Genomic DNA, 14,076 nt, shown 5'->3' with positions numbered 1-14,076 from the left:
CCCTCAATAGTCGACGAGTTGATGGTGCCGCAGGTAGTCGAGGACAACTTGCGCTTTTTCGACGGAATCTCCTTGATTTACGACCAGCCCGGCAGCTTGGCCATCCCCGGCTGCAATCGCCTGCAACATGCGCTCGTGGCCTCGCTCGGCACGGGCTGCGCGCAACGGCAACGCACGGCGTTCCGGCTCGAATGCACATTCGGTCAGGCCGCATCCGGTCGCGGGCGTCACCTCGATCCGCCCCTGCGCGAGACCGGCGAAGCGCCACGGCCGCGCCGTTGCCGCGCGCGGATGGACACTGGCCAGCACGGGAAAACCGGCCTCGAGCAGGCGTTGCTCGCCCTGCGGCAGGGACTGCGCGCCGCGCACCGTACCGCTGTCCAGGCTCAACTCCGCCAACCCGGGCAGCAGCGGCCGCCCCAGCAGCTCGGCCAGTTGATAGGGCAGCAGCCCGCTGCTCATGCCGCCACCGGAACGGATGCCGCAGATCACCAAATCGTATGGGCGCACCGCCGCCGCGAGGCTCGCGCTCACGTCCTGATCCGGCTCATGCCGCAATACAAGCAAGCGCCGGCAGCCGTGAGCCAGGTAATCGGCCAGTGCCGAATCCGGGGCCGCGCCGGCATAGAACACATCGGGTGCGCCGCTGGCGACCAGTGCCTGCCCGAGTGCCAGCGCGGCCAGATCGGCGGCGCCGGCGCAAGCCCGGCCACTGACGGGATGTACGGCAGGACTGACCAGCACCGCAATGCGGGGACGTTCAACGTTTCCGGACATTTTCCGACTCCTCGCGCGCCGCGCGGATCAGGGTGGTCAAGGCAGGAATGAATGACTGGCAATCGTCGACCACCGTCAGATCCGCACGACGCGTGATCGGCGCAGCCGCATCGAGGTTGACAGCGATCACATGCCGGCACTGGCGAATGCCCTGCAGATGCTGGATCGCGCCGGAGATCCCCAAGGCGATATAAACGCTTGCCGCCACGGTTTTGCCGCTGGCACCGACTTGCCGGTCGCGCGTGAAGCGCCCGTCGTCCACGGCGACCCGCGATGCGCCGGTCGCGGCGCCCATGACATCGGCCAATACGCGGAAAGCCGCAACATCGCCGACCCCGTTGCCGGCCGATACGATCAGGTCGGCCTCCTCCAGCGCCTGATGCGCGGCGGGCGGCGTCGAGCGCCCGAGTTCGCGTGCGGACTCCGCTATCATCGGCAATACTGCCGCTTCGGCCACGCCCAACCCGACAAACGGCAAATGAGCATCCGCCGCCCCGGGAGCCAGCAACAACAGCCCCGCCGTCGCCGCATGTGCGGCAAAACGCGCGCCGGCGATACGGCGGCGCGCGATCCCGCCGCCGACTTCGACCACATCGGTCACCACGCTCATCCCCAGGCGACAGGCTAGCCGTCTGCCGAGATCGGCATCGTCGCCCTCGTCGGGCATGATGATCTGCATGGGCGGCGCCGGCAGGAAACGCTCCATCAGAAAAGCCAGCTTGCGTTCCGGCGCCCACTCCGTCCCGTCCAGCCACAGCACCCGGTCGGCTCCAGCACACGATGCGGCGGAGACGATATCGACACCCGCGCCGAAAATCAGTGCGGCGACTTCCGTGTCGGATGCACTGAGGATGGCTGCGGCCGCCAGCGCCTCGATGGCGACCGCGGTCAAGGCGCCGCGCCGGGCATGGCAGATCACCCAGCGCGACTGCGAGAACGGCCCCATGCTGCGCGGCGACAGAACGCGCTCCTGGCGGGATGTCGTCCGGGGATCGCGACACCCGTCATCCCGCCCCAGTACGATGCGCTTGATACCACCGGGGCCGGGCACCCAGGGGCGCCGGGGATCGACCCGCCGCACGGAAACAGCCTGCTCCATCACACTCTCCTTGTTTACGGCACGTCGACGGCCAAGCGCTCGGCGACCCACTCCGCCAGTTCGATTACCTCCGGGCGCGGCCCGACCACCGCCTCGAGCATGGCACTGCAATTCGGGCAGGCAACGACGACTCGCCCGGCCCCGCTCGCTCGAATATCATCCATCCGCATGTCGGGTATCCGCCGCGCGCCGGGAATATCGGTAAACGCCGCCCCACCGCCCCAGCCGCAGCAGCGGGAATCCTCGCGCGAACGCGGCATCTCGACCACGGTGACGCCGATGCCTCTGAGCACGCGCCGTGGCGCATCGAACCCGCCGTTATAGCGCCCCAGATAGCACGGATCGTGGAAAGTCACCGACCCTCCGCCCGACGCGGGGGCCGTCAAGGACAAGGCGCCCCGATCAATCAACTCGGCCAGCAACTGGCTGTGGTGATGCACATCGAAGTTCCCGCCAAAGGCCGGATACTCGTTTTTAAGACAATGGAACAGGTGAGGATCCGGCGTGACGATATGCGCAAACCGGTACCGGTTCAGTGTCGCGATCAGCGTCGCGGCAAGACGCTGAAAACCGGCCTCGTCGCCGAGACGGCGCGCCAGATCGCCGCAGTCGGTCTCGGCCGCACCGAGCAGGGCCACATCCAGTCCGGCACGGCGCATCACGGTGACCAGGGCACGCAAGGCGCGCTGGTAACGCATATCGAAACCGCCCTCCCCGACCAGCAACAGCCAGTCCGCGTTCATCCCTTCACCCAGCACGCGGATGTCGAGATCGACCGCCCAATGATGGCGTGCCGCCAGGGCGTGGCCGCCGACGGTATCGGTATAGCGCAAGTTGGCGAGCGCCTCGCTCCCCTTGCCCGGCACATCACCGCGGTTCAAGGCGATATGGCGCCGCAAGTCGATCACCGTATCGACATGTTCGATCAACATCGGGCACGCTTCGACGCAGGCCCGGCACGTGGTGCACGACCACAAGGTTTCGGCCGCCAGTACACTGCCGACGATGTCGGCGTGCACGGCGCCAGCCGATGACTGCGGCTGGCCGGGATGAGGGTTGCCGGCATACTCGGGACCTCCGGGAGCGAAAGCGGCGACCATGCCCTGGATCAGCGCCTTGGGATTGAGCGGCTGGCCCGCGGCATAGGCAGGGCAGACCGCTTCGCACTTGCCGCACTGCACACAGGCATCGAACGACAGCAGCCGGTTCCAGGCAAAGTCGGCCGCACGCGCCACTCCGAGGCCAGGGCGGCGCAGATCGAGCGGTCGCAGGCCGGTCGAGCGACCGCCGAAACGTTCGGGACGCGGGTGAAAAGCCAGATGCGCCAGCCCCGCCAATGCATGCTTCATCGGGCCGGCGATGCCGATGCCCAAAACCAGTTCCGCCCCGCCCAGCAGCAGCCCGATTCCGGCCAACGCCGCCAGTGCGCGTCCGAACATCCTGCTCAGCGCGAACGGTCCGAGCAGGAACAAGGCCATGATCAGGGCGATGCCGGCAGCGAACAGCAACAGACTGTAGGGCAGGCGGTTCCAACTGCCGCGCGACAGCCTGGCAGGTGGCGCGCGCCGCCGTGCGCGCACCTGCCAGGCGCCGGCGAACATCGCGACCGCGCAGGCCAGCGTGACAACGTCCAGCACCGGCCAATACCGCATCAAGCCATAGTTGACGCCCAGTGCCAGCAGGATGGCGACGGCTCCGCCCGCCGTCATCACATGCGCACGGGCAATGGCCGGCTCGCGCGCCACCACATGATGGATGTCGACAAAGTAGCGGCGCGGCATGGCCAGCAACCCGCTCCAGGCGACGGGCGCCGGCTGCCCCTGGCGCCACAAGGCGAGCCGCCGCGCCAAACCGGCGGCCAGCAGCAGCGCACCGAGCCAGACCACCACGCTCAAGGCCCAATCCAATCTGAGCGCCATATCAGAAATCCTTTACCAGGCGCAAAGCGTCGTACAAGGCGCCATGTACGTTGTGCATCGAAACGCAGTCGCCGACCCGGAACAACAGAAACTCGTCCGTCGACAGCGATTCGCTCAAGCAGGGCTGGGGCCGCGCCGCGTACAGGGCATCGATATCGGTCTGGCCGAGATTGCGCGAGCGGGCCTTCAACTGCCAGTACAGTTCATCGGCCGGCACAATGCCGTTTTCGATCACCACCAGGTCCACCGCACGCTCTTCCAACTGCTCGGTGTACTCGTTGCGCAGCACGGCAATGATTTTTCCGTTCTCGGCGTAGACCCGCTCCAGCCAGACATTCGGGGTCGGAATCATGCCCTGCGCGTACAATCTGCGATAGAAAACGGGGAAAGTGGTGCCGCCGACGTCATCGGCGATCTTGACGTCCGGGGTCGCGATTTCCACCAGGCTGCCGCGACTGGCCAGGTAGTCGGCCACGCCAAAGCCCGCGTGTCCGCTGATGCCGTCGTACACCAGCACATTGGCGCCCGGTTCGACACGCCCGGCCAGCACATCCCGGGCGCAGACGGCGAGCCCCTCGGCAACGCCCCAGGCGGGGTAGCCGACATTGGGCTGGCCACCGGTAGCCAGCACCACGATATCGGGCTGCTCGTCCAGGATCGTGTCGACTCGGGCCGCAACGCCGAGGCGGCGATCGACGCCGAGGCGGATGGTCTCCATATCCAGCCAGCGGACGATGCCGGCCATCTGTTCGCGTTGCGGCGCCTTCGCCGCCAGTGCAACCTGCCCGCCGACATGGTCGTCACGCTCGAACAGCACGACCTCATGTCCGCGCAGCCGGGCCACCCGCGCCGCTTCCAACCCCGCAGGGCCGGCACCGACAACAACAACCCTGCGCACGGGACCGGTGCTCGGAACAATGACATGCGGCATGGTGGATTCGCGGCTGGTCGCCGCATTCTGAATGCAGAGCACATCCTGGCCATGGTATTGCCGATCTATGCAATAGTTGGCGCCGACGCATTGGCGTATCTGGTCTTCACGACCATCGCGCACCTTGATCATGAAGTGCGGATCGGCAATATGCGCGCGCGTCATGCCGACCATGTCGACCAGACCCGACGCCAGGATGCGCTCGGCCTGCACCGGATCGCGTATGCTTTGGGCATGCATGACTGGCACTGAGGACACCGATTTGATGCCGGCGGCAAGATGCACGAAGGGCTCGGGGGGCAAGGCCATGGGCGGCATGCAATTGGCCAGCGTGTTATGCGTATCGGCCCCCGAACCGACCACCGACAGATAGTCGATGAGCCCGCTCCCCGACATCGCCGCCGCGATCTCCTGCAACACCTGATGCGACAGGCCATCTTCATGGAATTCGTCGCCGCACATGCGCAAACCGACGCAGAAGTCCTCCCCCACCGCCTCGCGCACGGCGGTCAGCACCTCGATCCCGAAGCGCATGCGGTTAGGTAGCGAGCCGCCATACTCGTCGCTGCGAAAATTGGTGCGCGGACTCCAGAATTGATCGATCAGTTGCTGGTGCGCGGCGGAAATTTCGATGCCATCCATCCCCGCGCGCTGCACCCGGCGCGCAGCGGAGGCAAAATCGGCCACGATGCGGCGGATTTCCTCTCTTTCTATCGCCTTGGCATTGCCGCGATGCACCGGTTCGCGAATGCCGGACGGGCTGACCAGATGCGGCCAGTGCTCGCCATAGTAGCTGTTGCGCCGCCCCATATGCGTCGCCTGGATCATGATGCGTGCGCCATGCTTGTGCATGGTTTCCGCCAGCAGCGCCAGAGGGTCGATCACGCGGTCGGTGGCAAGGTTGACCGATTTCCACCAGCCTTGCGGACTATCGGCCGACACCGGGCTCGACCCCCCACAGATCGCGAGTCCGAGCCCGCCCTTGGCCTTTTCTTCGTAGTAACGGATATACCGTTCGCCGGGCAGCCCCCCGGGTTCGGCATAGACTTCGGCATGCGCGGTACTGACCACCCGGTTTCGCAGCGTCAGCCGGTTGAGCGTGATGGGAGCAAACAGATGAGGATAGCGCATGGTTTCGCTCCGCTTACTTAGGCTCGACCGTGAAGACGCAATAGGGCGCACCCAGCCCGGCACACTGCGTCTCCCTGCTTCGGGTCGCATGCTGCAATCCCAGATCGGCGGCGACCCAGTCCATGGCGCCGGCAAACCAGCCGGCAAACAGATAGCACGCCATCTCCTCGCTGTGCGGGGCGCCGGCCACGCCTTGCCCGAGAACAAAGCAGGAGTGATCTAGGCGGATGCGCGCATAGCCGCGGCCGGCATCCGCCTCCATGAAGGAGAACACGCCCCAGCCACGCTGCGACAGCCGCTGAAGATAGTGCTCGAATACCGCCATGCCCCGGATGCCATGCGTCGCCGCCTCGGCGCCGCACCAGTAATAAGCGGAGCGGAAACCGGCATCGTACAAAGACTCGGCGTAGACCGGGCGCCCGAGAGCGGCCTCGATGGCGAGATGATTATTGATAAAGAAATGACGCGGCACATACAACATGGGCAGGCCGTCGGTAGTCCAGACGCCGGTCTGGCTATCGACTTCGATGGGAACACGAGCTTGCATGCGCTTTCTCCAGCGTTATCGCGGCGAGGGCCGCTGTCAAACGCATGGTGCCGCAGCCGCCCGCGGCAGGACGCCGTCCGGGCGACCGGTTCTTGCCGTCGCCCGACACGGGAGTGGAGAAAGAAGCGTGCCGGATCCAGGGCGCCGACAAGGGACCGCCCCCCCGACCGACGCGGGAAGCGATCGCGGTCGCACGCACGGCCAAGCGGGAACGGCGGAGGATACAGGAACGGGCCGCGTCGACCGATGCGGCGTCGATCGCAGGCCCGGGGCAGGTGGACAAGCCGGCGTTTGCTGTGGCAGCGGGCCGTTGCGTTCAGTCTTTCCACACTTCACGGAAGATGCGCAGCCAGTTTTCTCCCAACACCTTGCGAATCTTGGCCTCTCCCCAGCCGGCGCGCGTCATCGCCGTAGTCAGATTCGGCATTTCACCCAGTGTACGGATGCCGAGCGGGTTAATAACGGTTCCGAAATTCGTCAGACGACGATAACGACCCTTGTCATGCGTGAGCCAGTCGAAGAACTCGGTATCGTAGCCCTGGGTAAAGTCGGTTCCGATTCCCACGCAGTCCTCGCCGACCCGATCGATGATGTAGTCGATCGCTTCGATATAATCGTCGACCGTGGCGTCGATGCCGCGCTTGAGAAAAGGCGCGAACATGGTGACGCCGATGAAACCGCCATGGTCGGCAATGAACCGCAGCTCGGCGTCACTCTTGTTGCGCGGATGTTCCTTGAGGCCGGTCGGTAGGCAATGCGAATAGCACACCGGTTTTTTCGATTCGAGAATCGCCTCTTCCGATGTCTTGCCGCCCACATGCGACAGATCGACCATGATGCCGACCCGATTCATTTCGGCGATCACTTCGCGGCCGAAACCCGAGAGCCCGCCATCGCGTTCGTAACAACCGGTACCGACCAGGTTCTGGGTGTTGTAGCACAACTGGACGACCCGCACCCCCATGTCGGCAAAGGCTTCGATATAACCGAGATTGTCTTCGAAGGCGTAGGCATTCTGGAAACCGAGGATCAGACCAGTCTTGTTATCACGTTTGGCCTGCGCGATGTCATCGACCTTGCGCACCAGGGTCAGAATATCGCTATAGTCGCGAATCTGCGCCTTGATGGCCGCGATGTTATTCACCGTCGCCGCAAAGCCTTCCCACACCGACACGGTGCAGTTGGCCGCTGTCAGCCCGCCGCGCCGCATGTCGTCGAATACGGAACGGCTCCAGTTGGCAATGACCAAACCATCGATCACGATAGAATCTTCATGTAATGCCATAGTCGGACTCCTGCTACAGATTTTATGAGACGCACTCAGACGGCCACGCGGTCCTGCCGATCGAGCACCGTCGCCCCCTCCTGCAAGCACAGAACTGGGTCCGTCCCTGCGGCAGGGAGACGCCCGACAGTGAAGGCATAGGGTCGGGCGCTACGCGCGAGCAAGGCCCATAAATAGGCGGCAAAGCTGCGCCGCACGATCAGATGAACCCCATGGGCGTCGGCACGCATGACGACGGCGGCGGTTTTGCCAAAGACGGTCGCGATCGCCTGCCCCGGCTCAAGGCTCCCGAAATCGTAGCCCCCCATGTGCCGAAGCACAGTGACCTGCTCCGCGCCAGCCAGATATACCGTTGTCAGACCGCCGCTCTGATCGACGACTTCGGCCAGCAAGCCAGCGAAAGCCTCCACCAGTGCCACACGCAGCGAGGCCGCCTGCCGGCGCGAAGTCAGCAACAGGCATTCGTTTGGCGAGCGCCACAGCAACACCCCCGCCACGCCCGATACATAGCGGCCGGCGTCGGGCAAGGACAAACCACAGACCGTACGCACCGCCCGGGCATAGGCCGGGTCGGCACTATCGCCGCGCAGGGTCAGATAGGCGAGCAAGCGCACTTCATTGGCCCAGGCGCCATTCTCCGGCGAAGGCCGGACGGCCTGGCCCGCCAGATCCAGAGGATCGAGCGGCGAGCGCGCGTAAGGCTGGAACAGGGCATCAGACATGCTGGCGTTCTCCTTGTGGATCGACAAAAACGGACGATACGATTCGGGCCGCGGTCACTTGCCCGCCAGACCAGGCATAGACCGTCTCGCCACCCGATGCGGCGCCGCCCTTGACCACTGCCAGAGCGATCGAACGACCGAGATAGGCGCTGAAGTAACTGGAGGTGACATGTCCGCGCATATCCGCCGGAATCGTCACTTGCGGCGACGAGAGCAGTTGTGCGCCTTCGGTCAGCACGGCGGCCGGATCGTCGGTCAGCAGGCCGACCAGTTGCTTGCGATCGTCGCGCACGGTATCGGAACGGGTCAGCGAGCGACGGCCAAGAAAACTGAACGGTTTTTTCATTCCGACGGCCCAGGCCATCCCGAGATCGAACGGTGTCATCGATCCATCCGAATCCTGGCCGACGATGATGAAACCTTTCTCTGCTCGCAGCACATGCATGCTCTCGGTACCGTAGGGCGTAATGCCGAAATCCTTGCCGGCGGCCAGTACGCTCTGCCACACATAGTCGCCATAGCTGGCCTCGACGTTGATTTCATACGCCACCTCGCCGGAAAAACTGATGCGGAACACGCGTGCCGGCAAACCGGCGACGGTGCCATCACGCCAATCCATGAATTTGAACGCGTCCATGGCAAAATCGATGTCGGAGCACAAGCGCATCAGCACATCGCGACTCTTGGGGCCGACCACGGCCGTCGTGCACCAATGGTCGGTCGTCGAGGTGAAAAACACCTTGAGATCGGGCCACTCGGTCTGATGCCAGCGCTCCAGCCAGCTCAGCACCCGGGCTGCGCCACCGGTTGTGGTGGTCATATGAAAATGGTCGTCCGCCAGGCAGGCGGTCACCCCGTCGTCCATCACCATGCCGTTTTCGTCCAGCATCAACCCGTAGCGGCATTTGCCGGGTTCGAGTTTGCTCCACGCATTGGAATAGACGCGATTGAGAAACTCGCGCGCATCCGGCCCCTTGACGTCGATCTTGCCCAGCGTGGTGGCATCCATCACCGCCACGCCCTGACGCGCGGCCAGACACTCGCGCGCGACGGCCGCATGCAGATCTTCCCCGGGCCGTGGAAAGTAATGCGGGCGCATCCATTGTCCGACCCGCTCGAATGCGGCCCCGGCGGCGACATGGCGCGCATGCATTGCGGTATGGCGCTCGGGGTCGAAGGTTTCGCGAGCGTGCGGCCCGGCCAGCGCACCGAAACTGACCGGTGTATAAGCCGGCCGATAGGTCGTCGTTCCGACCGAGGCGATGGGTTTGCCCAGCGCCTCGGCGGCGATGGCGAAGCCGTTGATATTGGACAGCTTCCCCTGATCGGTCCCGAAGCCGAGTGCGGTATAGCGTTTGACATGCTCCACCGAACGGTAATTTTCCAGCACGGCAATATGGATGTCGGCGGCGGTCACATCGTTCTGGAAATCGACGAAAGCCTTGGCGCCGGCGCCGGGCCGGCGCCCGTCAGGAATGCGGAACACGCGGCGCGTCGGTGCGGCAGGGATGTCGTCCGCCTGCGGCGCCTGGCCGGCGGCACCCAGCCCCCGTGCCGCCAGCCAGGCGCCCAGCGTCTCATGCGTCTGACGCAGGGCTTCGCCCAGGCCCCAGTAACCGGCGACGGCGCCGACGCAGCACATGTCGTCGCGCCCCCCGGCCGGTGCGACAAAGGACAGGCGCTCTTCGTCCCACAGCGGACGACCGCCATTGTGACAATAGAGGTGGACCGTGGCGGTCAGCCCGCCCGACGACAGCACGCAGTCGGCGTTAAGGACCGGTCCCTTGCCCGTCGCCTTCAGGCTCAAGGGGTCGAGCCGAACCAGGCGCGCGGCGCGCACCCGGTTCCCGCCGCGCACTTCGGCGATGCCGAAACCGGTCAGCACCGTCGCCCCGGCGGCGATGACCGCAGCGTGGCGCGCAGGCGCCGCGCCACGCTGCCGCACATCGATCACGGTCACCCGGCTGCCAGCGAGAGCGAGGTCGCGTGCCGTATCGTAAGCGGCATCATTGTGTGTGAGCAGCAGAATCGTGCGGCCGACGACCACGCCATAGCGATTGAGATAGGTCTGCGCCGCGGCGGCCGTCAGCACGCCCGGCAGATCGTTGTTGCCGAACACCAGCGGCCGCTCGATCGCTCCGGCCGCCAGAATCACATGCCCGGCTCGGATGCGATGCAGACGCTCGCGCGGTTGATCGGCACGCCGTGCCTCCGCGGGCAAATGGTCTTGCAGACGCTCGACCGCTTGCACCAGATTCAGGTCGTGGTGGGCGAAGGCCGTGGTGCGCGTCAACACCGCTACATTGGGCAATGCGTCGAGTTCGGCCCGCCGCGACGCAACCCAGTCGATGGCGGCAAGCCCATCGATACGGGCGCTGGCCTCGGACAACAGCCAGCCGCCCGCTTCGTTCTGATCGTCGACGAGCAGGGTCTTCAGGCCCGCCCGTCCAGCCAGCAGGGCGGCCCACAGTCCGCAGGCGCCACCGCCCACCACCAGAACATCGACATGATGATGCAGGTGATCGTAAAAATCGGGATCGTTTGCGGTCGGCGCCGTTCCGAATCCGGCGGCTTTGCGAATGATTTTTTCATACACCGGCCACGCCCTGACCGGAGCCATGAAGGTCTTGTAATAGAAGCCGGGTGGCATGAAGCGACCGCAGCGCCCAAGCAGGCTTTTCAGATCCAGAGCCAGCGACGGCCAGCCGCTGCAGCTTCTTGCGCTGAGCCCGGGGTACAGTTCGATCTGGGTCGCCTTCACGTCCGGCACGGTGCGTGCGCCGTCCTCGAGTTGGACCAGGGCATTGGGCTCCTCGGGGCCGGCACCGACAATGCCGCGCGGCCGGCCGTATTTGAAACTGCGCCCGAGCAGTGTGACGCCGTTGGCGATCAGGGCCGACGCCAGCGTATCGCCGGCAAACCCGCTGTAGTCGCGGCCGTTAAAGCGGAACCGCACGGTCTGATCGCGGTCGATGCGCTGGCTCGGGCGGCTTACGCGATAGCCGCTCATACTCCGCCCTCCTGCAGAAACAGGGCCTTGCCTGCGGCAAGGGTCCAGCTGCCGGCGATCCGGTAGCTGAGAGTATGCCGCTTGACCGCGAACACGCGACCGCAACCGGCGGCGTGCTGCCATTGCTCCCAGTGCCAGCCCTTGGGGTTCTTGCGCATGAAGAGGTAGTCGCCCCATTCCTCGTCGCTGGCGGCCTCCGGGTCGGCCGGACGGGCGATGAAAGCCTCGCCCGCATTATGAAACTCCTCTTCTTCGCGGGTCGCCTTGCAATACGGACAATAGATCAGGAACATGGCGTTCTCCCTAGTGGGCCACGGCGGACGCGCCATGCTCGTCGACCAGACGGCCGGTGAGGAAGCGCTCGATAGAAAACGGGGCATTGATCGGGTGCGGCGCGTCGTGGGCGATGGTATGCGCGAACAGATGACCGGCCCCGGGCGTGGCCTTGAAGCCGCCGGTACCCCAGCCGCAATTGAAGTACAGCCCCTTGACCCGGGTCTTGCCGATGATCGGATTGGCATCGGGGGTCACATCGACGATGCCGCCCCACTGCCGGTTCATGCGCACGCGCGACAGCGTCGGGAACATCTCCACGATGGCCGACAAGGTGTGCTCGATCACATGCGGACTGCCGCGCTGACCGTAACCGACATAGCCGTCGATACCGGCCCCGATCACGAATTCGCCTTTGTCCGACTGGCTGATATAAGCATGCACCGCGTTGGACATCACGACGGTATCAAGCGCGGGCTTGAGCGACTCGGACACCAGCGCCTGCAAAGGGTGGCTTTCCAGCGGCAGGCGTATGCCGGCAGTCGCGGCCAGCACGCTGTTGTGCCCGGAGGCGGAACAGCCGACACGCTCGGCCAGAATCGGGCCTTGCGAGGTGTTGACCCCTTTGATGCACCCGTTTTCGACAATGAAGTCATGCACCTCGCACTGTTCGATCAAGTCGACGCCCAGATCGCTTGCTGCGCGGGCGAACCCCCACACCACCGCGTCGTGACGTGCGACGCCGCCGCGCGGCTGAAAACTCGCGCCCATCACCGGATAGCGCGCCCCGGGCCCGATATCGATCAGCGGCACCCGCTCCTTGATCTGGCGAGGCGTCAGGATGACGGCGTCGACGCCGTTGAGGAGATTGGCATTGACCCGACGCTCGATATCGCGCATGTCCTGCAGGGTATGGCCGACATTCATCACTCCGCGCTGGCTGAACAGCACATTGAAGTTGAGATCCTGCGACAAACCTTCCCACAACTTGAGAGAGTGCTCGAACAGGAACGCGGACTCGTCCCATAGATAATTGGAGCGGATGATGGTGGTATTGCGCGCCGAATTGCCGCTGCCGAGCCAGCCTTTTTCCAGCACGGCGATATTCTTGACTCCGTGCTCGCGCGCCAGGTAATAGGCGGCAGCCAGACCGTGTCCGCCGCCGCCGACGATGATGACATCGTAGCGATCCTTGGGGCGCGGGCTTTTCCAGGCGGGCTGCCAGCTCTGGTGATGCTTGAGTCCGTGTCGCAACAGACTCCAGAACGAATATCGGTTTGCCATTGATGGCTCCACACTGATGAGGCAGGGTGCAGTCATTGTCGTGGCCGTACGCACCGGGCAATTGATTGGAAAGGACGGCGTTTTGCCCATTTTCGACATGGCATCATGTCCGAAATACGCAGGGATGCGACGGATTGTGGACAGCGCAGGCCGACGGACGCGCATATGGTGGCGACTGGACAGAACACGGAATCCCGCCATGCCAAGCACCGCCCCCCGCTACACCTTGACACTCGCCTGCCGCGGCGGCACGGGGCAGATCGCCCGCGCCAGTACACGCCTGGCCAAGCTCGGCTGCTATATCGACGAGATGTCGGTCTTCGACGACACCGGCAACGGCCGCTTCTTCATGCGCTGCGTCTTCCATGCCCGGCATGCGGTCATCGATCCCTCGCAGCTGCGCCACGCCCTGGTCGGGTCCGATGCCGACGACGGCTTCGACATGCACTGGCAATTGTTCGAACCCGGCATCCGCCCGCGCGTGCTGATCATGGTGTCGCGGCTGGATCATTGCCTCAACGATCTGATCTATCGCCAGCGTATCGGCGACATCGACATGGAAATCGCCGCCATCGTCTCCAACCATGCCCTGTTGGAGCCGGTCGCCACCGCCGCCGGCCTGCCCTTCCTGCACCTTCCCGTCGAGGCTGGCACGCGCGAGCGCCAGGAAGAGCGGCTCCTGCAGCTGATGCAGGATAGCGACAGCGAGCTGCTGATCCTGGCGCGGTATATGCAGGTGCTGTCGCACCCGACCAGCCAGGCGCTGGCGGGACGCGCGATCAATATCCACCACTCTTTCCTGCCCGGCTTCAAAGGTGCGCGTCCCTATCACCAGGCGCATGCGCGCGGGGTCAAGCTGATCGGTGCAACCGCGCATTACGTGACCGACGACCTGGACGAAGGCCCCATCATCGAGCAGGTCGTCGAACGCGTCGACCACGCCTTCACTCCCGAACGCCTGCAAGCGGCGGGGCGCGACATGGAATGCCAGGCGCTGGCACGGGCCGTGCGATACCACCTGGAACGTCGCGTCTTCATCAGCGGCAGCCGCGTCGTGGTACTGCGCTGAGCGTTCCATGTCGCGTCAGCGCCGCTTCC

General features: G+C 64.9%; 11 protein-coding genes. 1 reads left to right on the top strand and 10 read right to left on the bottom strand.

All coding sequences use genetic code 11. The features are described 5' to 3' along the window. Positions 1-3: 3 nt before the first annotated feature. The 10 genes from G520_RS0116045 to G520_RS0116000 form a co-directional block, all read right to left on the bottom strand. Positions 4-777 (bottom strand): hypothetical protein, encoded by a 774-nt coding sequence (locus G520_RS0116045; protein WP_028536533.1) that lies wholly within the window; start codon positions 775-777, stop codon positions 4-6. After that, entirely contained in the window at positions 761-1,876 is a 1,116-nt protein-coding gene (locus G520_RS0116040) for an electron transfer flavoprotein subunit alpha/FixB family protein (RefSeq protein ID WP_028536532.1), read from the bottom strand. The genes G520_RS0116045 and G520_RS0116040 overlap by 17 nt, the downstream gene beginning before the upstream one ends. A gap of 14 nt (positions 1,877-1,890) precedes the next feature. Beyond that, positions 1,891-3,795, bottom strand: coding sequence for a DUF3483 domain-containing protein (locus G520_RS0116035; protein ID WP_028536531.1), 1,905 nt, complete (start codon positions 3,793-3,795; stop codon positions 1,891-1,893). Position 3,796: 1 nt separating this feature from the next. Beyond that, on the bottom strand, positions 3,797-5,857 hold the full coding sequence (locus tag G520_RS0116030; RefSeq protein WP_028536530.1) for an NADH:flavin oxidoreductase: 2,061 nt from the start codon (positions 5,855-5,857) through the stop codon (positions 3,797-3,799). A 13-nt stretch (positions 5,858-5,870) separates the two neighbouring features. Then, positions 5,871-6,404 (bottom strand): 4-vinyl reductase, encoded by a 534-nt coding sequence (locus tag G520_RS0116025; RefSeq protein ID WP_028536529.1) that lies wholly within the window; start codon positions 6,402-6,404, stop codon positions 5,871-5,873. Between the two features lie 316 nt (positions 6,405-6,720). Beyond that, on the bottom strand, positions 6,721-7,689 hold the full coding sequence (locus tag G520_RS0116020) for a dipeptidase (protein WP_028536528.1): 969 nt from the start codon (positions 7,687-7,689) through the stop codon (positions 6,721-6,723). Positions 7,690-7,724: 35 nt separating this feature from the next. Then, positions 7,725-8,411, bottom strand: coding sequence for a sarcosine oxidase subunit gamma (locus tag G520_RS23175; RefSeq protein WP_051229459.1), 687 nt, complete (start codon positions 8,409-8,411; stop codon positions 7,725-7,727). Continuing rightward, on the bottom strand, positions 8,404-11,421 hold the full coding sequence (locus G520_RS0116010; protein WP_028536527.1) for a sarcosine oxidase subunit alpha family protein: 3,018 nt from the start codon (positions 11,419-11,421) through the stop codon (positions 8,404-8,406). Before G520_RS0116010 ends, G520_RS23175 begins: the two co-directional genes overlap by 8 nt. Next, complete coding sequence (locus G520_RS0116005; RefSeq protein WP_028536526.1) at positions 11,418-11,714, bottom strand: sarcosine oxidase subunit delta; 297 nt, start codon at positions 11,712-11,714, stop codon at positions 11,418-11,420. Before G520_RS0116005 ends, G520_RS0116010 begins: the two co-directional genes overlap by 4 nt. Positions 11,715-11,724: 10 nt before the next feature. Next, positions 11,725-12,978 carry a sarcosine oxidase subunit beta family protein gene (locus G520_RS0116000; RefSeq protein ID WP_028536525.1) on the bottom strand — a complete coding sequence of 418 codons (1,254 nt, stop codon included), beginning with the start codon at positions 12,976-12,978 and terminating at the stop codon, positions 11,725-11,727. Between the two features lie 199 nt (positions 12,979-13,177). Between G520_RS0116000 and G520_RS0115995 the strand changes: the two genes are divergently transcribed. Then, positions 13,178-14,047, top strand: coding sequence for a formyltetrahydrofolate deformylase (locus G520_RS0115995; protein ID WP_028536524.1), 870 nt, complete (start codon positions 13,178-13,180; stop codon positions 14,045-14,047). Positions 14,048-14,076 lie beyond the last annotated feature (29 nt).

Source organism: Paludibacterium yongneupense DSM 18731, from assembly GCF_000422925.1.
Classification (GTDB): domain Bacteria; phylum Pseudomonadota; class Gammaproteobacteria; order Burkholderiales; family Chromobacteriaceae; genus Paludibacterium; species Paludibacterium yongneupense.
The sequence above is the reverse complement of the archived record's forward strand: the minus strand, read 5'-3'. Positions and strand labels throughout refer to the sequence as shown.